The 22,032-nt window shown below is 58.0% G+C and carries 16 protein-coding genes; 4 read left to right on the top strand and 12 right to left on the bottom strand.

Going from position 1 to position 22,032, the window contains the following annotated elements:
* The 3 genes from KUL77_RS11855 to KUL77_RS11845 form a co-directional block, all read left to right on the top strand.
* Positions 1–1,725, top strand: a 1,725-nt coding sequence (locus tag KUL77_RS11855; RefSeq protein WP_297147452.1) for an MBG domain-containing protein, incomplete at its 5' end; no start/stop codon positions are given.
* Positions 1,726–3,378 (top strand): ShlB/FhaC/HecB family hemolysin secretion/activation protein, encoded by a 1,653-nt coding sequence (locus KUL77_RS11850; RefSeq protein ID WP_297147449.1) that lies wholly within the window; start codon positions 1,726–1,728, stop codon positions 3,376–3,378.
* Positions 3,379–3,455: 77 nt separating this feature from the next.
* Entirely contained in the window at positions 3,456–4,250 is a 795-nt protein-coding gene (locus KUL77_RS11845; protein WP_297147447.1) for a TOBE domain-containing protein, read from the top strand.
* A gap of 40 nt (positions 4,251–4,290) precedes the next feature.
* On the opposite strand, the gene KUL77_RS11840 is transcribed toward KUL77_RS11845, so the two are convergent.
* Together KUL77_RS11840 and KUL77_RS11835 are read right to left on the bottom strand one after the other, a co-directional pair.
* Positions 4,291–6,309 carry a TonB-dependent receptor gene (locus KUL77_RS11840; protein ID WP_297147446.1) on the bottom strand — a complete coding sequence of 673 codons (2,019 nt, stop codon included), beginning with the start codon at positions 6,307–6,309 and terminating at the stop codon, positions 4,291–4,293.
* A 5-nt stretch (positions 6,310–6,314) separates the two neighbouring features.
* Positions 6,315–6,884 carry a molybdopterin-dependent oxidoreductase gene (locus KUL77_RS11835; RefSeq protein WP_297147443.1) on the bottom strand — a complete coding sequence of 190 codons (570 nt, stop codon included), beginning with the start codon at positions 6,882–6,884 and terminating at the stop codon, positions 6,315–6,317.
* 192 nt (positions 6,885–7,076) lie between these two features.
* Between KUL77_RS11835 and KUL77_RS11830 the strand changes: the two genes are divergently transcribed.
* Positions 7,077–9,959 carry a TonB-dependent receptor gene (locus tag KUL77_RS11830; RefSeq protein WP_297147440.1) on the top strand — a complete coding sequence of 961 codons (2,883 nt, stop codon included), beginning with the start codon at positions 7,077–7,079 and terminating at the stop codon, positions 9,957–9,959.
* A gap of 68 nt (positions 9,960–10,027) precedes the next feature.
* Here KUL77_RS11830 and KUL77_RS11825 read toward each other — a convergent pair whose 3' ends face one another.
* From KUL77_RS11825 to KUL77_RS11780, 10 genes are all read right to left on the bottom strand, one after another.
* Entirely contained in the window at positions 10,028–11,086 is a 1,059-nt protein-coding gene (locus KUL77_RS11825; RefSeq protein WP_297147437.1) for a tellurite resistance/C4-dicarboxylate transporter family protein, read from the bottom strand.
* 78 nt (positions 11,087–11,164) lie between these two features.
* A complete protein-coding gene (modC, locus tag KUL77_RS11820) occupies positions 11,165–12,229 on the bottom strand; it encodes a molybdenum ABC transporter ATP-binding protein (protein WP_297147434.1) in 1,065 nt (354 codons plus the stop codon).
* Positions 12,222–12,914 carry a molybdate ABC transporter permease subunit gene (gene modB, locus KUL77_RS11815; protein ID WP_297147432.1) on the bottom strand — a complete coding sequence of 231 codons (693 nt, stop codon included), beginning with the start codon at positions 12,912–12,914 and terminating at the stop codon, positions 12,222–12,224. The genes modC and modB overlap by 8 nt, the downstream gene beginning before the upstream one ends.
* 6 nt (positions 12,915–12,920) lie before the next feature.
* Positions 12,921–13,709, bottom strand: coding sequence for a molybdate ABC transporter substrate-binding protein (gene modA / locus KUL77_RS11810; protein ID WP_297147429.1), 789 nt, complete (start codon positions 13,707–13,709; stop codon positions 12,921–12,923).
* A gap of 54 nt (positions 13,710–13,763) precedes the next feature.
* Complete coding sequence (moeB, locus tag KUL77_RS11805) at positions 13,764–14,888, bottom strand: molybdopterin-synthase adenylyltransferase MoeB (protein ID WP_297147426.1); 1,125 nt, start codon at positions 14,886–14,888, stop codon at positions 13,764–13,766.
* Positions 14,889–14,903: 15 nt separating this feature from the next.
* Positions 14,904–18,320 carry an SbcC/MukB-like Walker B domain-containing protein gene (locus tag KUL77_RS11800; protein ID WP_297147423.1) on the bottom strand — a complete coding sequence of 1,139 codons (3,417 nt, stop codon included), beginning with the start codon at positions 18,318–18,320 and terminating at the stop codon, positions 14,904–14,906.
* Entirely contained in the window at positions 18,307–18,939 is a 633-nt protein-coding gene (locus KUL77_RS11795) for a DUF4194 domain-containing protein (protein ID WP_297147420.1), read from the bottom strand. The genes KUL77_RS11800 and KUL77_RS11795 overlap by 14 nt, the downstream gene beginning before the upstream one ends.
* A complete protein-coding gene (locus KUL77_RS11790; RefSeq protein ID WP_297147418.1) occupies positions 18,936–20,372 on the bottom strand; it encodes a Wadjet anti-phage system protein JetA family protein in 1,437 nt (478 codons plus the stop codon). The genes KUL77_RS11795 and KUL77_RS11790 overlap by 4 nt, the downstream gene beginning before the upstream one ends.
* A gap of 90 nt (positions 20,373–20,462) precedes the next feature.
* Positions 20,463–21,686 (bottom strand): type II toxin-antitoxin system HipA family toxin, encoded by a 1,224-nt coding sequence (locus KUL77_RS11785; protein WP_297147415.1) that lies wholly within the window; start codon positions 21,684–21,686, stop codon positions 20,463–20,465.
* The gene (locus KUL77_RS11780) at positions 21,679–21,936 is read right to left on the bottom strand and encodes a helix-turn-helix domain-containing protein (RefSeq protein ID WP_297147412.1); all 258 of its coding nucleotides are present in this window, start codon (positions 21,934–21,936) and stop codon (positions 21,679–21,681) included. Before KUL77_RS11780 ends, KUL77_RS11785 begins: the two co-directional genes overlap by 8 nt.
* Positions 21,937–22,032: the final 96 nt, after the last annotated feature.

Here is a 22,032-nt window from a genome sequence, read left to right as displayed (position 1 = left end):
CTGTATTCCGGCCAACTCGGCTACGAGATCACCTACAGCCCCACCACCAGCCTGACCATCAACCCCGCAGCGCTCACCATCACCGCCAACGATGCCAGCAAGATCTACGACGGCCTCGCGTGGACGGGCGGCAACGGTGTGACGTACAGCGGCTTCGTCAACGGCGAAGACTACAACGTGCTGTCCGGTACGCTCACTTGGAGCGGAAGCAGCCAAGGTGCGGTCAACGCAGGTGTGTACAGCCTCATCGCCAGCGGCCTTTCCAGCGGCAACTACGTCATCACCTACCAAGACGGCACGCTCAACATCGCTAAAGCCAACGCCGTCATCACCGCCAACAGCGGCACATTGACCTACAACGGCCTACTGCAAGCCATCACCGGCTACAGCATCACCGGCTTGGTCAATGGCGAAAACGCCAGCGTCATCACCGGCCTTGTAGAAACCGGCGGCAGCGGCACCAACGCAGGCATCTATGCCCATACGGTGAGCGGCGGCAGCGCCGCTAACTACACCCTGACCTACGTCCCCGGCGCGCTCACCATCAACCCCGCCACGCTGACCATTACCGCCAACGACGCCAGCAAAACCTACGACGGCCTCGCGTGGACGGGCGGCAACGGCGTGAGCTACAGCGGCTTCGTCAATGGCGAAGACTTCAATGTGCTCTCCGGCACCCTGACATGGGGCGGCAGCAGCCAAAACGCCGTCAACGCGGGCATTTATAGTTTGATTGCCAGCGGCCTTTCCAGTGGCAATTACGTCATCACCTACAAAGACGGCACGCTCAACATCGCCAAGGCCAACGCCGTCATCACCGCCAACAGCGGCACGTTGACCTACAACGGCCTGCTGCAAGCCATCACCGGCTACAGCATCACCGGCTTGGTGCCCGGCGATGCAACCAGCGTCATCACCGGCCTTGTGGAAACCGGCGGCAGCGGCACCAATGCAGGCACCTATGCCCATACGGTCAGCGGTGGCAGCGCCGCCAACTACAACCTGACTTATGTGGATGGCAGCCTTCTTATCAACCCTGCCGCCATCACGCTAACCACCAGCGACATCACCAAAACCTACGACGGCACCACCACCGCCGACGGTGCGCTGTTGCTGGCCGACGGGCAGCTGTTTGGCAACGACAGCCTCAGCGGTGGCAGCTTCGCCTTTACCGACAAAAACGCAGGCACCAACAAGACCGTGACGGTAGGCGGCGTAACGGTAAACGACGGCAACAACGGCGGCAATTACGTCATCACCTATCTCAACAACACCCACAGCACCATTCTGCAAAAAGTGCTCACCATTGATGGCAGCTTCAACGTGGCCGACAAACTATTCGACGGCACTACGGATGCCGAGATAACCGACAGCACGTTGGCGCTGGCGGGTATCGTGGCAAACGACAATGTGGGTACCCACTGGAGCGCTGCGTTTACCAGTGCCGATATTGGCCACCTGAAACAAGTGGTGCTCAACGAGATGGCGCTAACCGGCAATGACCGCCTGAACTACCGCATCGACTGGGCCAATGCCCCCACGGCCACCGCCAGTATTTTCAACAGCGCAGCCGACACCTACGGCGCAACCTACGCCGCCGCCGCTAACTCGGCCAATACCCAAGTCAAAGACACCGTTGCGCGCCAAGCGCATACGGCCCCCGACATTGCGGTGCTGCAATGCGGCCAACACCTTCCTGTCCAACTTATTCAAGACTGCCGCTAAATGACCATTAAAACAACAACACCGTACCTGCTGGCAGGGCTACTGCTGGCCCCTGCCGTGGCGTTTGCGCAGTCGCAGCCTACGGCAGGGCAACTGCTTCAGCAAACCGCCCCACCGCCGCCACCGCCTTCAGCCACGGCAAAAGAAACAACGGTAGAGGAACCCACCAAACAAGCGGCAGCAAGCAACGAACCTATTACCGTTCGAAACGTCCAGATCACCGGCAACAGCGCATTTTCTTCCACCACACTCAGCGCGCTGATTGCAGGCGACATTCAGCCAAGCATGACGCTCACCGACCTGGACAACCTAGCCGCACGCATCACCCGTTACTACCGCAACCACGGCTACTTGGTGGCCCGCGCCTACCTGCCGCCGCAGGACGTGAGCGAAGGCGTTGTGACCATTGCCATTCTTGAAGGGCACCTTGGCGAAATTACATTGCACGACAACACCGGTACGGCCAGTACGGCCACTGCGCCGCTTCACCGCCTGCAAACGGGCGACGCCGTTAACCGTCAACAGATGGAAGATGCGCTGCTGCGCCTGTCTGATTTACCCGGCGTTGAAGTGAAATCGACGCTGCGCCCCGGTGCCAGCGTGGGAAGCTCCGATTTTCTTGTGGAACTAGAGCCCAGCGCTGCATTCACTGGCGAAGTGGACGTGGACAACTTCGGCAACCGCTTCGTAGGCGCAGAGCGCATTGGCGCCAGCCTGTATTGGAACAACCCGGCCAAGCTGGGCGACCAGCTCAGCCTGCGCGCACAGGCCAACGCCAGCGATTTTCGCTACGGACGCATTGGCTACCAATTGCCCATTGGGCCGTGGGCCACGCGCATAGGCGTTGCTTGGTCGGCCATGCGCTACAAGTTAGGTAAAGCGTTTGACGTGCTTGACGCCAACGGCAGCGCCTCCATTGGCAGTTTTTATGTGCAACAGCCGCTGCTGCGCGGTAGGCGGGCAAGCTGGTATGTGAACGCGCAATTCGACGACAAACACCTGCACGACGATATTGGCATTGTGCATTTGCAAAGCAGAAAAACCCTGCACAACGCAACGCTGGGCATCCGTGGCGACATCATCGACACATTGGCAGGCGGTGCCAGCAACCGCATTCTGCTGAACTACACTCAGGGCCGCTTGGGCATGGACGCCGTCAGTGCGTTTATCGACCAATTTACCGCGCACAGCAGCGGGCAGTTCAGCAAATGGTCGCTTGACTACCAGCGCCTGCAGCGCCTTCCCCAAAACTGGCTGCTGACCCTGAACGCTAACGCGCAGTGGGCAGATAAAAATCTGGATTCTTCTGAAAAACTACTGCTTGGTGGCAGCACCGGCGTGCGCGCCTATCCGCAGGGCGAGGCCAGCGGCGATAACGGTTACATTACAAGCGTTGAACTACGGCATAGCGTTGCCGAACGCATCGACGCATTTGGGTTTTATGACGCAGGCCGCGTGCGCATCAACCAAGCGCCGTGGGGGCCAGCCGCCAGCAACCACCGCCGCCTTGCTGGTTATGGCGTGGGCCTGAGCTACGTGTTTCACCCGTTCAGCGTGCAAGTGTTTGCTGCTTGGAAAGCAGGCACCGGTGAACCCGAATCTGACGAGGACAAAAGCCCACGGCTTTGGGCGCAAGCGGTGTATCAATTCTGACCAATGCAGAAAAGATGGCGTAGCAGGTGTATTTCAGACTACTGTAATAGGTTGTTGAATGCTTGGACGGCAACGCCATGCCTGCCCCTTCGCTAGAACCCCTCATCGACCTACGCGGTGCAGGCACAAGCCTAACCCCGCAGCGTGCGCGTTTGCTGCAGGCACTAGACGCGCATGGCTCCATCAGCGCCGCCGCGCGTGCAGTGGGTATGAGTTATAAGGGCGCGTGGGATGCCATTGCTGCGCTGAACACCTTTGTGGGCGAGCCGCTAGTCAGTGCGGAAACAGGCGGCAGCGGCGGCGGCGGCGCGCGCCTCACCGAGATGGGGCGGCGCGTATTGGCGTTTCATCAGGCACTGACCACCTTGCAGCAACGCTTGCTTGCGGGCAGTACAAACGAAGCGCACGATCTCGAACAGATCCTTAAACGCTTAGGTAACCTCATGCTTAAAACCAGCGCGCGCAACCAATACGAAGGCACAGTTCGCACACTTCAGCGCGGCGCGGTGAATAGTGAAGTGGTATTGGAAATTGCAGGTGGCGACACGCTCACCGCGATTATTACTAACCATAGTGTCGATGAGCTCGGGCTACGCGTTGGCAGTAGCGCGGTTGGGTTGGTGAAATCTTCTTTCGTCATACTTACCGCAGACACTAGTCTGCGCACCAGCGCCCGCAACGTGTTGAAAGGAAGCGTCACCGCCTGCCACACCGGCGCAGTCAACTCAGAAGTTGAACTTGCGCTTGCCGGAGGAAAACGCCTCGTGGCCACGGTCACCAACGATAGCGCCGCGACACTGGGCATCGAGATTGGCACCCCTTTGCAGGCGCTTGTAAAAGCCTCGCACGTTATCTTGGCGGTTGCCGTTTAAGGTGTGTGCCAACGTCCCTGTCGGCACACAGAAAACGTACTTAGAACCGATAAATCACATTGGCAAACCAACTGCGGCCCGGCATCGGGTAGCCTTCGGCAAGTTCGTACCACTTGTCGGTTAGGTTGCGCCCACCCACTTCCACATCAACCTGAGTGATGGGCGTCCATACGCCCTTCAGCCCCAACACGGTAAACCCGCGCAAGGTAAGGTAGGGCGGCTGACCTGTAATGGACACCGGAACCACACGGCCGCGCTCACTCTCCAGCGTAGCTACCGCTTTGAACTGCGGTGCGAACACCCACTGCGCATGCGCAAACAGACGCTGACTTGGGCTATTGGTAAGACGCACGTCGGGCTGCAGCAAGTTATCCCGATCCATCCATGTATAGGTCAGCCCCAACTGTCCTTGCTCGCCTAAGCGTTGCTGCAGTGCCAGCTCAAACCCTCGGTGGCGCGCTTTCCCGATATTCTGGGCCTGGTCGCAAACACTGCTGCCGCATTCGGTGGAAGCGACGATCGCATCTTGGATCAAATCATCAATACGGCTGTAAAACAGCGAGCCTTCCAACTGCGCCCCACTCCACGGCTGGCCGCGCCAGCCCATCTCAAGATGACGCGCAACCTCTGGCTTCAAATCAGGGTTGGGCAATGCTCGCCCCATGCGCGCTGAATAACGGTCTTTGATGGTGGGAAACCGGGTCTTGTGCGAAGCACTGGCAAACAGCAAACCCGCATCGCCAAAGTCACGCGTCAGCTCAATCAATGCGTTATTGGCTGAGGTCTTCCCCACCGGCCAGAAATATACTTCCTTCGCATCCCGCTGCTCGTGGCTGCCGCCCACGCGCAGGCCATAGCCAGCGCCAAGCGTGATGCTATCTTCCAGCGCAAGCGTGGTGGTGACATCGCGATACTGTTTCACCGGCGACTTCGGGTTTAAATCACTATGCCGGTCGTCCTTATAGTGCAGCGCTGCATGCAGATCGTGGTTGGCAAACACTTGGCTGGCTAACTCTAGGCTCAGTCCGCGCGTTTTATCGGCATACACACTAGGGAAACTGGTGGTGAGTAATTCCGTGCTGTAACTGCCATTGGTATATGCCTGCAGACCATTGCCATAGCGGTCTTCATAAGCGCGTAGCTTCAGACTATTGGCTTCCCCTAGCCCCATATTGCCAATGAAGTACACGCTTTCTTTATCCCACCACGGCCAGCGCCAATAACGCACGCCACTCTTCGAGCGCCCGGTGTACACGGGGTTGCCCTTCTCGCCCTCCTGCTTCACATAGCCTAGGGCAAACTCACTGCGTGCATTTGGCTCGAAACCAATTTTGATCGACGCACGGCGATCATTACGATACGCATTTTCGCGTTGATCACCGGTATCGGTTGGGCTGGCCTTGTAATCTTTGAACCCACTAGGAAGCGGAAAGCTATCGGCATCAAGCCACGATAACCCCGCCTGCACATACCACTGGCCGTTGCGCATCCCGATATTGGCCGCAACCTTGCGCTCGCCGCCACTCCCTACACCCACGCGCACATCACCCTCCAGCGGCTGCGTGGGCTTGCGCGAAATTAGATTGACCGCGCCACCTAGCGTGTTCGGCCCGTAGAGCAATGACGCAGCACCCTTGGCCACACGAACTTGGGCAAGATCAAACGTGGTGAAACGGCCAAAATCGATATAGCCGTCATACGGAACATACTGCGGAATGCCGTCTAGAAACACCGGCACTTGGCGCGGATCAAAGCCCCGCACGTACACCGTCGCCTCATTGCGGCTGTTGTTTGAAAGGTTCACGCTCGGTGCCGTGGCTACCGCTTCGCCCAGCGTTTCGCGGTTGAGTGTATCGAGCTGTTCGCGCGACACGATCACTTCGCCCAATGCCGCAAGGCCATCACGCTTGCCTTGCGCCACGACACTGCCCAGCTGAAACACGCCGTCTTTATCCAGCGTTGTCTTGGCTGCGGGCGGCGCGGCCTGTACCGAAAATGAAATGACAGACGCAAGCGCTACCGCCAGCGCATGGCGGAAAAATGTGGGGGAGTTTTTCATCAGCGTTATTTCATCCGCACAACTTCAAGCGCGCTCAAATTGGGTACATGACGCGGCCCAGTTTTGATGTCTTTGCCAGAAATCAGCAGCATCTGCCCTTCACCCACGCTCAGCGGCTTGCCGTCTTTCTCCCAAGCCACCAGCACCTGCTTACCGATCTCAGAGTTGTACAGCTCGCTCCACGAGAAGGTAACGGTGTAGCCGTCGGTGGCGCGCGCCACGATCACCATCCGGCGGTCGTCTTTGTGTGCCTTCTGGTCGATGACCGCTGCATCCAGCACGTCGGTGAGCAGCACGCCGCGATAGTTATTGGCCTTGTCCTTCACCTGCCCAGACGCGCAGACCACATCCATCGGCCCGCTGTTGCGCGCAGTGAGCTGCTTGAGCGCCGCCACGTTGAAGGTCTTTTGTGTTTTCACCGCCCCACTCACCCGCAACTGATAGCTTGGGTTGACCTTGGCCAAGTCCTTCGCCGCCGGAGTGGCCACGTGATGCGCCGCAGGGTTTGCCGCAAACACCACCGGCGCGCCCCCCAAAAGCAACAGAGAACTCAATGCAAGCATTTGAAATTTCATAATTTTCCTTCGTTATATAGTTAGGCTCATAGCGAAGAAATGATAGAAATAACACGTTGCCGTGTTTTTGATTTGAGTCAAAGAAAAGAAAAACGAGCGCCCCTTCACACTTATTAACAATAGGTTTACATTTAACCGCCAGCTGAGGGGAGCTGGATGCAGGTCACTCAATCAACAGCTCTGGGGAAACCAATGAACAACGCGTTACGCCACCGCGCTTTGGCAGCTGCCATCGCGTGCGTCATTACATCTATCGCAACAGCACCTACCTTCGCTCAAGAAGCCGCAGCCCCGCCGCAAAAAGCCACGACACTCGATAAAGTGATGGTGACCGGATCGCGCATCAAAAGCGCCGAAGTAGCCACCCAAGTACCCATCCTCACCATGAACTCGGCCGACATTCAGCGCGCCGGGCTCACCAGTATTGGTGACATCCTGAAACAACTGTCTTCGTCCGGCTCTTCGCTCAACACCAAGTTCAACTCGGCTGGTAACTTCGGCTTTCCGCCCGACGGCAGCGGCGTAGGCTCGGGGTCTTCGACGCTCGATCTTCGCAACCTTGGCGCCAAGCGCGTCTTGATCCTCGTTGATGGCATCCGCTGGGTAAACGAAAGCTCGGCCTCTGGTGTCTCTGCCGCCGTAGATATGAATACCATTCCGGTGGGCATCATCGACCGTATTGAAGTGCTGCAAGACGGTGCTTCTGCGCTTTACGGTTCCGACGCCATTGCCGGCGTGGTCAACATCATCACCAAGAAGTCGCAGGACGGCGGTGCAGCCAGCGTTTATTTCGGCAATTACAACAACCGCAATGGCGGCGACACTAAGAACGCCGATCTGTCGTTTGGTGCGAAGGGTGATCGCTACAACTTCTTCGTGGATTTCGGCTACGTCAAACAAGACGCCATCAGCTCCGGTGACTGGGCGCAGGCGGGCGCGGAATGCGTGCCGGGTACGGGCCTTGATAACTGCAGCTCGGCAACACCTACCGGGCGTTTTATGTTCAACGACCCATTGGGCAATTACCACAGCGTTACGCTCAATGGCCCAATCACAGGCACCGCGCAGTATCCCGCGGACTTCCACCCCTTCACCAGCGCCGACCGTTTCAATTTTGCTCCGTTCAACCTGCTACTTACACCGAGCGAACGCAAATCGGTGTTTGCCCAAGTGGACTACAACATCACCGCCAACACTACTTGGTATGTGCGCGGCTTGTATAACCGCCGCACATCGATGAACCAAGCGGCCCCCGAGCCCATCTTCCTCGGCCCCGGTGCAGGCACCGGCAGCTTGGCCGACAGCGTGGGGGTGGATGTCACCAACCCTTACAACCCCTTTGGCTATACGCTAGACGCCGACCCATCCACGGGTAATCTCATCATGATCGGCCGCCGTCCGGTGGAAGGTGGGCCACGCCAATATTCGCAAGACGTGGATACCTTCTATTTCGGTACCGGCTTACAAGGCTCTTTTGGCATTGGCACCCGCAATTTTTATTGGGACGTCAACTTTGCCAGCGGCAATAACCGCGCCACACAAACAGTACGCGGCACTTACAACATCGCCCATATTCAGCGCGCCTTAGGCCCCGTTGCCAACTGCACAGCGCCCTGTGTTCCGCTGAATTTATTTGGTGGCCCCGGTTCAATTACACCGGAGATGCTCAACTACATTCAATACACCGAGCACGATCGCAGCGAAAACACCATTCGCCTATGGACGGCCAACCTCACCGGCGAATTGTTTGATCTACCAGCTGGCCCTCTGAGCTTTGCTACCGGCTACGAGCATCGCAACTACACGGGCTCTTATGAACCTGATGCAGTCGTCGTTGCGGGTGAGTCGAACGGTGTACCATCGCTGCCCACATCGGGCCGCTATTCCATCAACGAATATTACGTTGAACTCAACGCACCGCTGCTGCGCGATGTTCCTGCATTCAAAGCGCTCGATCTATCGGTGGCCACACGGTATTCGGACTACTCAACCTTTGGTTCTGCCACGAATAACAAGTACGGCTTACGCTGGCAGATCGTGGACGATCTAACCCTGCGCGGCACTTGGGCAGAGGGCTTCCGTGCACCATCGATTGGCGAAGTGTTTGGCTCTCCGGCACGCTTTGACGCCACGCTGCAAGACCCATGCTCTGCGCCGATTGCGAACACACAAACTGCCGCAAACTGCGCTGCAATGGGCATCCCGGCCAGCTACTCGCAGCCAAACCCACAAATCTCGGTGCGTACCGGCGGCAATGTGGCACTGAAGCCGGAGGAATCACGCAGCCTCACTTGGGGCGCTGTCTATAGCCCCAGTTGGGCAGAAAATGTGGCTTGGTCGAGCAAACTGGACTTCACCTTTGGCTACTACAAGATCAATATCAAACAGGCCATCTTGGCCCCCGACGCACAAACCCAGCTCAACCGCTGCGTGGATAGCGGCAGCTTGACCTCACCCTACTGTGTTGGCATCCATCGCAATGCCACCGGCAATATCGACGGTTTCAACAACACCTTGCAGAACTTAGGGCAAGTGGAAACCAGCGGCTACGATATTGGCGTGCAATGGCGCGGCCCAGAAACGGCTATTGGCCAATTCACTGCAGGTCTCCAAGGCACGCACGTGATTCGCTATGAAGCCAAAAATGAAACCGGTAACCTTGAGCCGCGTGCGGTAGGTATTGAAGTCACCAACAGTGCTATCCCAAGCTGGGCTTCTAACCTTAGCCTAGGCTGGCAGCGCGGCGCTTGGAATGTGGATTACAAGCTGCGCTACATCAGCGGCCTGCGCGAAGACTGCGCCGCAGCTTCGGGCTACCCCATCTGCAGCAACCCCAGCGAGGTGACCGCGGACCGCCCAGGTGGCACGAACTATCTGTCTGCCGTTACCTATAGCGATATTCGCGCCAGCTGGAAACTGCCCATTGCGTTGAACCTAAGCGTAACCGCTGGCATCAATAACCTATTCAACAAAGCACCGCCTATTTGCTTGTCGTGCTCGTTGAATGGTTACGATGCAGCCACCTACGACTTACCCAGCCGTTTCTCATACCTTCAGCTCAATCTGAAGTTCTAAGTTAGTCTGCACTTTAGAAACGACGGGCCATCTTCGGGTGGCCCGTTTTTTTCTTAGCCCTTATGAATTCACACGCTGCGATCAGAGGCCAGCCAATGCCGCCGCAGCGCGCGCAGCTGGCCAATAAAGAGCAGCCCCCATGCGGTGAGCCCAACCGTAAACATCACCTGCGGAAGTTTTCCGAGAAAAGGTAATTGCATCGCGTGCATCATGCGCAGCGTGCTTACCGCATACATGCCCAGCGGAAACACTGCACCCCAGTACATCGGGTCATAGGTGAAAGGAAAACGGCGCACGCCGTGACGCCAAATGGCCAGTACCACTAGCATCGGGATCCACCATGTCCCCGTGGCCCAATAGAACACAGTAAAGCCTTTGATAAACGGCAGTAGCGACTGCAAGAAAGGCGCGTGTGGCGCGTTGACGATCAGCAGCGATCCCGCCAATGTCGAGATCGCCATCGCCCCCATATTGATCCAATACGGCGGCGACAGATCGGCGGGTGACAGTTCAAAAAACGTATAGCGATAGAAGATCAGTGACATCAGCCAGATATAAAGCATCCCGCCCCATAGCCACATGGAGAGCGCGAAGAAATTCATTTCAAGACGTAGTGGCTGATCTACATATTGCGAAATCAACGCCGCAATGACCGCCATCGCCTGGGTTGATACCACCGCCAGCAGCCAGCCTCCGTTGATACCTTTATCAAGCGTTGGCTTCTCGCGCTTCACCGTGAGCACGGTAAAAATGGTGTAGGTAATCACCACCCACGCCAGCAGCGCCACCCCGGCAAGCATCACGGCCATCGGCAGGCTGCGGCCGATCAAGAGACTTTGGCTTCCCAAAATGGAACAGGCCGCAACAAAAGTAAAAAAACCCGGCGCGGTGTGGTGGCTAAACAAATCGGCCAGCACGCGTTTTGGGTGCCAGTGCAAATGCGCCAAAGCAAGAGCGCCAATACTGATAAACAGCAGCCAGTTCAGCACCAAGAGCGCAATAGCCAGCCACGCAGGCCCCATCAAATGGGCCGCAAGCGACATGATGCCGGTGGCCATGACCATACTGAAATAACCCGGTGATAGGGTTTCGGTAGAAGTACGCACGTAACCCAAAAACCGTGGCATAACGCTCCCCTAGAGCAATAACCTAGCCGAGATTACTTCGCCATTCCGTAGCGCTTTTTGACTGAAATCAATCCTATTTCATACCAGCAGCGCAACGGCTTTGATCTGCGCCCATAGTTGCATCCCCGGCTGCAGCTGCAAGCGTTCTAACGAACGGTGCGAGATACGCGCCAACAGGGGGCAACCCTGCGCCTCCAAGCGTACCTGCACTTGCCCGCCATGTATGTCGTCCAAAGCCATTACCGTGGCCGGTAACACGTTCAATAAACTGGTGTCGTCGTGCCGGCGCAGGGCAAGGCTGACATCACGCGCCAAAATGCGCACCCGCAAAGCTGCCCCTTGCGAGTGCTCTGGCCCATGCGCATACAGTGTTCCGGCCTGCGTGTGCAATGTCATGAGCCCGTGCGCATCGCGGCTTTGTGCATGCGCCTCCAGCACCACACCCGCGTCGTCGCGCAGCGCAAGCGGCAGGTCGTGGCGGTTAAGCAGCTCCAGTGCGGGCCCTTCCGCCAGCACGCGCCCTGCTTCCAACAGTACCAAGTGGTCGGCCAAGCGCGCCACTTCATCTACCGCATGCGTGACATAGAGAATGGGTATCTCTGCCGCACTGCGTATTGCTTCGAGATAAGGAAGAATCTCTGTGCGGCGCTGCACATCCAGTGCGCTCAACGGCTCATCAAGTAATAGCAAGCGCGGTGCGCAGACCAGCGCGCGTGCCAATGCAACGCGCTGTCGCTCCCCCCCGGAAAGCGAGGCAGGTTTACGCGCTAATAACGGCGCAAGATCAAGCTGCGCGACCCAGCGTGCCAATACGTCATGCCCAACCTTGGCGCGCTTCCAGCCATAGCGCAGATTCTCTTCTACGCTTAAATGCGGAAGCAGCGCCGCGTGCTGGAACACCATCCCTACATTACGCCGATGAGCAGGCAGGCGCTGCTGCGCCTCTTGCCAGCACTGCCCTGCAACATGCACGCGCCCTTGTGTATTCGCCTCAAGCCCTGCCAGCGCACGCAAGAGCGTGCTTTTTCCGCAGCCAGACGGGCCAAATATCGCGCTGACACCGCGCCCCGGTAGATCAAGTGTTACATCAAGGCTGAAGGCCCCTAGTGTCACGCGCTGGGCGATGTGTAGCGCCTCAATCATGCCCCACCGCCGTGCGCCGCCCTAACCACTGCATCAATAGCAGCAGCGCAAACGAGAACAGCAGCAGGCCCGCTGCAAGCTGGTGTGCTTCGCCATAGGCCATACTTTCCACTTGGTCGTACAGCAATACCGACAGCACGCGGGTTTGCCCTTCGATATTGCCGCCCACCATCAAGACCACGCCAAATTCACCCACCGTATGCGCAAACCCCAGCAATGTAGCCGTAATGATCGAGGGCCGCACCAGCGGCAGTACCACGCTAAAAAATCTATCGAATGGTGAAGCGCGCAAAGTTGCAGCGGCTTCCAGCACGTGTTTAGGAACCCCCGAAAAACCGGCCTGCAATGGATGTACGACAAAGGGCAATGAATACAGCACCGAGGCCACCAGCAGCCCTTGAAATGTAAACGCCAGCCCGCCCAACCCAAGTCGATCGGCAACCAGCCCTACCGGGCCTTCGGGAGCAAATGCGATTAACAGATAAAACCCCAGCACCGTGGGGGGGAGCACCATTGGCAGCGCCACCACTGCGCCAATCGGCATGCGCCAGCGCGAACGTGTGTGCGCCAACCACCACGCCAGAGGCGTGCCGAGTAGCAGCAAAATAATCGTAGTCAGTCCTGCCAGCTTGAGCGTTACCCAAGTTGCCGCCAACCACGCGGGCCAAGCGGTTGCGTCTTCCATCGTGCCTCAGTCGTAACCGTTGGCGCGAATTTTCTGCTTCGCCGCTGGGCTTTGCAGGTACTGCATAAACCCACGCGCAGCCGGATTTGTTTTTCCGCGTTCTAGCAATACCGCACTTTGGGTAATCGGCAAATGCCAGCTGGCTGGAACCTCCCAACCCGAGCCTTGCCGCATCTTATTGGCGTGCATCACCAGCGAACGTGGCAACAGCCCCAGCGGTGCGGCACCGGTAACAACGAACTGCGTGGCTTGGCCAACGTTTTCCCCCATCACTAAATTAGGCCGAAGCTCATTCCAGCGCCGCACGTACTCCAGCACATCGCGGGCCGCTGCGCCGTAAGGGGCCAGCTCCGGGTTTGCGATAGCCAACTTACTCATTGCACCATGACGCAGCAGCGCTTCACCGTTTTTCACTAGCGCTGGGTCGCGGCTCCATAGCACCAAGCGGCCACGGGCGTAGTCGTAATGTGTTGTGCCGTCAGCCAGCCCTTCATCCTCCAAACGCTGCGGCGTGGCCACGTCGGCCGAGAGCAGCACGTCAAACGGCGCTCCGTTACGGATCTGCGCATAGAGCTTGCCGGTGGATGCAGAACTAATACTGATCTTATGACCGCTTTTTTTCGAATAATCGGCCGCCAGCTCTTTAGCTACATCGGCAAAATTAGCGGCCACCGCCACTCGCGCTGAAGCAACCGCTGCTGGCTTGGTGGGCGCGCTGGTTTGCGCTGCAACGCACGGCCCGAGCGCCAATGAAAGAACCGCCGCCAACACCACGCTACAAAATCCATATCGCATCGTATTCACCTTGCCCAATGGCTTTCGCTGAAGTCTAAGCCATGCCGGTGCGCACTACGAGATACCCGCGCACACTGCAGTTAGGTCGGCGTAAGGCTGACGATCGGCCTGCGGTGCACAGGTGGCGCAGGCCATATCACGGCCCAGCGGAATGCGATCGAAGTGCATGCTTAGCGCATCGACGCAAAGTAGCGTCCCCAGCAGCGGCTGGCCAATCTGCAGCAGCAACTTCAGCACTTCGGTAGCCTGCAGCATCCCCACTAAGCCCGGCAATACGCCAAGCACCCCCGCTTCCGCACAGTTCGGCGCAAGCTCTGCGGGCGGCGGCTCGGGGAAGACACAGCGATAGCAGCCGCCACTTTGCCCCGGCCAGAACACGCTTACCTGGCCGCGAAAACGCTCCACCGCCCCATACACCAGCGGTAAATTCATCCGCACGCAGGCTTCATTGACTAAATAGCGGGTAGAAAAATTATCCGTTCCATCCACTACCACATCGTGGCCACCCAGCAATGTTGCAACATTGTTGGCACGCAAACGTGTTTGATGGCACAGCACATGCAACTCGGGGTTTAGCGCGAGCAGACGCGCTTTTGCCGAAGCCACTTTTGCGCGGCCAACGTCGGCTTCTCCATGCACTACCTGTCGCTGCAAATTACTACGGTCCACCACATCGTCGTCGATCAAGGTCAGCGTGCCTACGCCCGCAGCCGCCAGATACAGCGCTATCGGCGAGCCCAAGCCACCTGCACCAATCAGCGCCACCTTCGCATCGCGCAATTTGCGCTGGCCTTGCAAGCCAATTTCAGGAAGCAAGAGATGCCGCGAATAACGCTGCAAAAATTCCACTGACTCTTGCGCCGCCGTCATCGGCAGGCCTTCCTGCCTCCAGCGCTCGGTTCCACCAACAACCGACCATAAGTGCGTGTAGCCCTGCGCCCGGAGCGCGTGCACAGCGGCACGCGTGCGCATTCCGCTGGCACAAATTAGCCCAACTTCTTCATCTAACGCAGGCAGGTACCGTTGGGGCGTTTCCAGAAGCGCGCCCAGCTCGGCCACTGTCACACCCTCCGCCATGCCCAGCGCACGCTCGCCCTCTCCGCGCACATCCAGCACTGATACGCCAGCCTGCATGCGCTGCTGAGCCTGTTGCGGGGATAATTCAGTGACCATAACCATCGACGTATCCTAGCGCTACACCTTCTCGTCTGCTGTGATCCGCTGCACTTCTTCCGCCAGCAGTTCAGGGTGCAGATCGAATTGGTCGCTTAACAGTAGGTCACGTGCTGCTTGGCTCATCTCGACACGTTCCACCTGCAGCAGGTCGCCGTCACGGAACAGTTCGATATAACTATCCAGCACACCAGAGAGCGTGCCCTGTGCGGTATCCGGCGCGGCAAGAATAAGCTGCAGGCCAAGTGAGCGCAGATAATCCACAGTCGCGCGGGCGTTTTGCGCGTCGATCTTGTCGCCAAATTCATCCAGCAAGATCAGCCCCATTCCACCCTGCTGCACTTCATTTTTCCCGTAGGCCGCCGCAAGGGCGGCACCGGCGATCACATACAGCGGCGCGCGGTGTTCGCCACCGGAGCCTGAGCGCATGCGTTCGCTGAGACTGCCAATGACCTTATCATCGTGATGGATCCGCACTTCAAAACGGAAGAAACGGCGATAGTCGTCAAGTGGCGACGCCGTTGCGCGCTCAGCAGCACTATCTTCCATCAGTGCACGAAATGCGGCCGGAACTTCACCCGCGCTGCCAAATAAATTGTCCTCGCCGCCTACATCGGCCACACGCAGAATGAAGCGGTGCAGCTCGCGATATTCCGGCGCAACTTCATAATGAAACTGATAGCGCTCGTTATTGGAAAACGCGGGGCTGGCGCGCAGCGTGCGGTTGAGTGTTCCGATCTGGTATTTGAGCTTGCTGAAATTATCAAACAACGCCGATGCCACGTTGCTACGGAAGGTTTCCGTTGCCGTGGTATAGGCTTGGTCTGCCTGATCTTGGTAATTGGCCAATTCCGAATCGCGCAGATGGGCCAGTTCGCGCCCCATGAGCTTGCGCGCTGCACGCCAATCGCCGGGGGCAAGGTCCACATCCAACCCGTGGTCTTTGGTGTATTGCATCAGCCGGCCCCAAGCCTCTGGCTTGAGATTGTCAAGCTGCTTATCGCTGTCTTTGGCACGCTCGTCGCAGCGGTCGCCACGCTCTTTCAATGCTGGCCATTTGTGATCCATTTCGTCGCGCAGGCGTTCCACCCGATTAGGGTCCACGTCAGGCTCACGGAACGCATCCACGGCACGGCGTGCCACCAGCTCTTCCTGCCCGCGAAGGCCATCGAGCAAACGTAGTGCGGCTTGCTCCGCCCCCTCTTCCACAGCCACTTTACCCAGCAGCGCATCGCGTAGCTTTCGGCACGCGGCCACGCGCTCGTTTAGTGCTTGCAGCTGTTCGGTAAGGCGTATCAAGTCAGGATTGAGCGCATGCTCACGCTGGGTCATCGCCTCGCGATAACGCTGTTCAACCTGATGGTGCTCCAGCACTTTATCGTGCAGCACCTGAGCGACACGCGCCGGGTCCAGCAAAGCCGTCAAGCCACGCTGGCAAGCCTCTGCCTTGCGCAGTGCAGGTTCTAACGTACGCAGCTCGGTCTCGGCCTGCTCTAACTCTTCACGCAGAACGCGTAGGCGCATGCGGTTATCATTCGCGCCAATTTTTAGCTCGCCCGCTGCGGGTAAGCGTCTGCGCTCGATGCTGCCGCCTTTGGCCAACAGACCATCCCGCGTAAGTCCTTGTCGTGCTTGAATGAGCTCCGCCTCACTCTCCACGCAGCGTAGTTCACCTAACTGCTGGCGTAAAAATGCCAGAGCATCGACGTTATCACTTTCTAACAAGGTCGCTACGCTGCCCGGTTTGGCGTGACCAATCACGCGCTGCGCATGGCTCGATAGCGCAAGCTTCACACCATAAACACTGCGTCCACCATTCAGCGAGCGATACAGCTTTACCGCGCGCGCTTCATCGGTTACAGGCACTAACAGCGCCTCGATATTGCTGCGCAAATAAGCCTCGATTGCAGGCTGCCACGCAGGGTCGCGCACTTGCACCAAGTCGCACACTGGCCGCGCGGCAATACCCTCTTCTTGCAGATAATGCAAAAGACGCATCGCATCAGGGCTTAATTCTGCCTGCCCTGCACTAATGCGCTTTTGATTTTGCCGTGATGTTTCGATACGCGACTGCAGCGCCTCAACACGCATATGCAGCGTGCGGGCGTGCACCTGTACCGCGCTGATTACACCCTGCGCCGCCGTGATCGCCTGTAACGCCTGCGCGTGCAGGCTAGATGCCGTCCACGGCAATGCAGCCTCTTCGGCAAGTTCTGCCAAGCGTGCATGCTCGCTATGCCATAGCGACTGTGCTTGCTCCAGCATCTCCGTGGGTACAAGTTGCAGCGCCGCCACGGCCTGCCACTGCGTGTTGATCTCGTGCATCTGCCGCATCAACTCACGCTTGATGCGCACCAACTCACTGCGGTCACGGTTGCTTAGTTCATCTAGCTGCGCTTGTTCGCCATAGCCTTGGCTGCTTTGCATACGCGCATTCGCCTGCACAAGCGCATCTTCGGCCAACTGCTGCTCAATGCTGGCTTCACTCAGTGCACGCCGTGTATCGGCCAACTGCTGGCGGGCTTTTTCGCAATGTGTTTCGGCTTCATCCACTTGCTCTGAAAGCAGATCACGAGCGTATTCCGCCGCCAGTGCACGGTAGCTGGCCGCGCGGGCCGCCTGCTGGGAAATTTTCTCGTATTGCGCATCCACCGCCTCAGCATCACTGATGCGCGCAACAACCTGCTCAATCTTTTCTTTAAGCTGGCGGAAGGTCTCCAGCAAACCGCGGAAGCGCGCGATATCGGTGGGGCGATCTTCTGCCACCAGCGTGCGCACGAACAAATCCACATCTTCCACACGCTGCAAATTCAGTGCATTCAAAAACGCTTTGCGGTAAGCATTTACATCGGGCTGAGCCGAAGGTGTAGCGCGCAAGCGATACAACACGTCTTTGACGAAGCGTTCGCTAGTGGCGTGCAGTTCCAGCCCTGTTTCAGCGGCGCGACAGCGTTGGCTTAGGCGATCACGAAAGGCCGCCCAAGCCAAAGGCAGTTCACGCCCTTCGCTATGTTCAAGGTGGTCTTCTAGCGCAAGCGCAACACCCGGTGCCACGTATTGCCCATACACGCGATGATCGGGCTCGTCTTGCGACGCACCTAATGCGATACCTATTGATAGTGGCGCTTGCGTTTCTGTATCGCGAAACACAAGCGAAATATAGGTTGTGGCGGTACGGCGCTTGCGCCCTTCTTCACCGCTGCGCCATGTCCCTAAACAATAATCACGAATCGAGCGCGCACGCGCGCTACCACCCGCCTGCGCATTGAAGCGAATGCGCGAGCGATCACCCCCTAGCAGCACAATTTGCAGTGCATCGAGCAAGGCGCTTTTACCCGCACCGTTCGGCGCGATCACTGCGCTTGTGGCATCAAGCTCTAGTGTTTGCGCTTCAAACAAAAAGAACTGCACTAAGTGCACGCGTTCAAGCAGTTGCATCGTCGTCCTCCGTGACGTCATCGCTATCTGCGTCATCATCGCGATTGTGTTGATCTAAACGCTGCAGCCATAACTCGCCCACTACCTCAACAATGGCCGGACGCACGCGCAGATGGAACGGCTGCGGGTCGTCTGGCTCAGACTCCACCAAGCGCGCCACACCCCAACGCTTTGCTGCGCGTGCTAAGGCCCGCAAAGTACCTACGTCCGGCATGGGGCGCTGAGTCAGGGCTTGGTAGGCGTCTTGTAACTCTGGCAATTCCACGATCACTTCGCCCTGCTCTTCTACCTGCCCTTGCCGCGCCGCAACGTCGTAGCGCTGACGCAGCACCAGTAGCAGCAGCGTTTCATCCAGCGTTACCGGCGTGCCTTCACTATGCGCAGGCAAGGCCACCACGTATCGGTAATGCGCGTTGCGCTCTAGGCGAATCCCCAGCGGTGCCAGCGCAGCGACATAGTCATCGAAATACTCTTCCACCATGTGATAAGCGCTGCGCGCATTACGGTCGCTGGCATAGAGCACTTGTTCGGTAACAAGCCGATACGCCGTGCGTTCGAAATCCGCAACGGCATAGAGCCCATTCGTTTGTTGAGAAAGCGTGTTCCAGCTGCGTTTCATGCTGTTTTTCGAATAGGTTGAATGGCAAAGCGCGGGGCGCGTAGGTAGGCGTTATCCACGCGTTCACCGGGGTCGATCAGTTCCACACGAAAGCCACGTGCAATGCGGCTTAGCGGGTCTTCACGACGCAGGCCACCAATGCGATTACCGCGTAGCGCAAGCGTGAGTAAGGTTTGATAAGCGCGCAGGTCTTCGATACTTTGAATTTCCAGCTGCGAAGACTCTAACCGGTCTTGTGCAGTGAGATGCCTTGCCAAATAGCGCGCCATGCTTTCTGCAGTCACCAGACGGGCGCGCTTCATGCGCCGCAGTAGCGCCAGCCGCGCCTGCTGTTCGGGCGTGGGCTGCGCGATGCGGTTGGCGCTGCGCGTAATGGCAGAAGGCCTACGCCTTGGCGCGCGTAGCTGCGCATCGTCCATCAATGCACCCGGTGCAACCGACAGGCGCAGTGCATCGTCTGGCGCAGCCAGCGCGCCGCGAATTGCACGCTGCAGTAGCACATCCAATTTAGCGGGTGCGCGCAGGCGGTAATCAAAAAACGCCAGCGCACGGCGGTTGGCTTGACGAATATCGTCATCCAAACGCTGCAGGTATTCGTCGATACGCTCTAACTCATGCAGCCGCCGCAAACTGCGCGCTAGACGCTGCTCGGCCAATGCGCTATCGCCCGCCGTGAGATGTTCTTGATACCACTGCAGTACCGCGCCACGCCGGGTACCATGTTCAATGTCTTGCGCCATCGCAAGAATGGCACTGCGCCGCGCCAGTGGATGATCGGCTTGATGCAAGTTGGCGTAATCACCCACAAAAAAATGGGTGACGTAGCGTTCAAACCACTGCCGTGCAAATTGCGCGGTGGTCTCTGCGCGCGATAGTTCCGGCATCAAGTCGCGCACACGCAAACTCATCGATGCCAGTGAGACTAACAAACGCCGCGCTTGATCAGCCGCTTCGTCCAGTGCATCGCCTGCCGCCTGCCCTTCCAGCACTTGCTGCAGTTGCAGTTCGATGGAACGCACTTTGGCCGATACAAAGGTAGGGCCATGTTCGGAAAATTCCACCAGTGTGGCCAAGAATTGCACCACCTGCGGCACCATCGCCACCATTTCACGCGCACCGATGCGCTCTTGGCGCAGCCAGCCAGCGGCACGAAAGCGCTCATAAATCGCGCCCGCTCGATCGGCTAACGAAGCCCCTGACGTTTCGCCTTCTTCACTGTCCCAAGGATCATCGGCCAGCAGATAGCGCTCGATCGCGGCCGTGATATCGCGCCGCTGAAAGCCAATACTCGGCGGCAGCGGCGCATCTGGCCCAAAAAATTCATCGAACAAACGGCACAGCAGCGCCCAGTAATGCTCACGATTGGGTGAAGCCAGCGGGCCAAACAACCCTGCAGGGACCACACTAAATAAAGAGCTTTCAGAGACGGTCATGGAGGGGTAAGTCGGCAAAGGTCAGATGATACCCGCAATACAAAAACACACCCATAACTATGATGAAGTGAGCTTCGACCATTGGGCTGATTATTCCGGCTTGAACCGGGAAGCAAAACCTTCGAATGCCTGACGGAGCCCGGCGCCAACGATCGGCTCTTCTTCAAGCAAGGCCCAGTGTTCCTGAAGCCCCTGCTCCGCCGCCTGCAGCAAGGTCAGGATGCGACCACGAGGATCGCCGATCTCGCAACGCTTAGCAAAGTCCATCAAATGGACACGGGAGGCAAACAGACTCTTCGACCCACCCAGCGTCAATGCCAGGCTGTCGTCAGGGATGTAAGCCGTGGTGCACACTAGGTCGTAGGCCGGTGATAACCAGATGTCCTCCGAGGTGGGATCGTCGTAAAGCACGCCAAAGTTCTTCAGGTGTGCGTCGCCATTGCCCAAGATACAGGACAGGGCCACTTGGTCGAATAACTGCCCCAAGGCCGGAAGCCGGAGGTTGGGCGAGCAAAACAACGAGACGAAGCGTGCCACCTGCTCATAGCTACCCTCGTACTTCTGCGCTGCACCCTTAGCCATCAGCACGGCCATTTCCTCGAAACCGATCGCCTGCCCGTCGTCCGTACGATCAAACCGCCGCATCACGAACAACTGCCGATTGTCGGACAGAAAGAACTCCGGAACGGGAATTCCAGCATTTCTGGCGATAGACATGCAGACGAACTCATTCACCGCCAGACCGGGGTAATCCACGCCGCCGCTCTTTACGATGAGGTCCGTCGTGGCAAGTGACACCTTACCGTCCGACTCCCGGGCTTCCGGAACCAGCAGTTTGGGTTGCACGCCGGACACGCCAGTTCGGAACAGATAGCGCCGCGCCAGCTCTTCGAATAGGTTCTCGGCGCCGTCCCAGGCCAATATCTGCGCCAGACGCTCACCACGACTCTCCTGAACACCTGCCGCGAAGGCTTCGACGAATTTTGGGGGCGCCTCAACATGAACCCGGCCGATCGCCGCATCGCGGCCGGTTAGCGCCAGCAGGAGCATCGGATCGATGGTGGTTGCCTTAGCCAAGCGCTGGCGTAGGCGTTCCAGTACATAGCCTTCCGGCAGATTCATCTGGAAGATGGGATGCAGCTCACGACTGCCGTACTGCTCCAACCTGCGCGGCATCAACAAGCTGATCTCCGCAGCCTTAGACGCGTCAGCATGATAGCCGAATAGATAGTCCTCGCCGGTCTTGCCAAGGACGCCACTGCCTCCCTGCGGCGTCCCGACCCAGAGCCGATCAATGGTGGCAGGATTAGTCATTCGCCAATAGCTCCGCAACCTCATCCAACGTGGGACGGCGTGCCGGCACGGGCGTGAACTCCAACCCCAGTGCTGCGGCCACTTCGGCGTAGGCACCAATCGAAACCGACGCATCGCCCCGTTCAACCTGAATTACCTTAAGCCGCGGGACGGTAGCTAAGGCCGCCAACTGAGCCTGCGTCAAACCGCGCCGCTTGCGGGCGTCCCGCAGCGAACTGCCAAACCGGCGCAAGAGAGTAGCGGCGTCCATGTATTGAATACTAGACTTATTAGTCTGAATGTCAAGCATTCAATACATTTTAATTTTGCACTGAAAAGATATATCCTGAAGCGATTTCCAGAGATT

This window comes from Thermomonas sp., assembly GCF_019104945.1.
Lineage (GTDB): Bacteria > Pseudomonadota > Gammaproteobacteria > Xanthomonadales > Xanthomonadaceae > Thermomonas.
The sequence above is the reverse complement of the archived record's forward strand: the minus strand, read 5'-3'. Positions and strand labels throughout refer to the sequence as shown.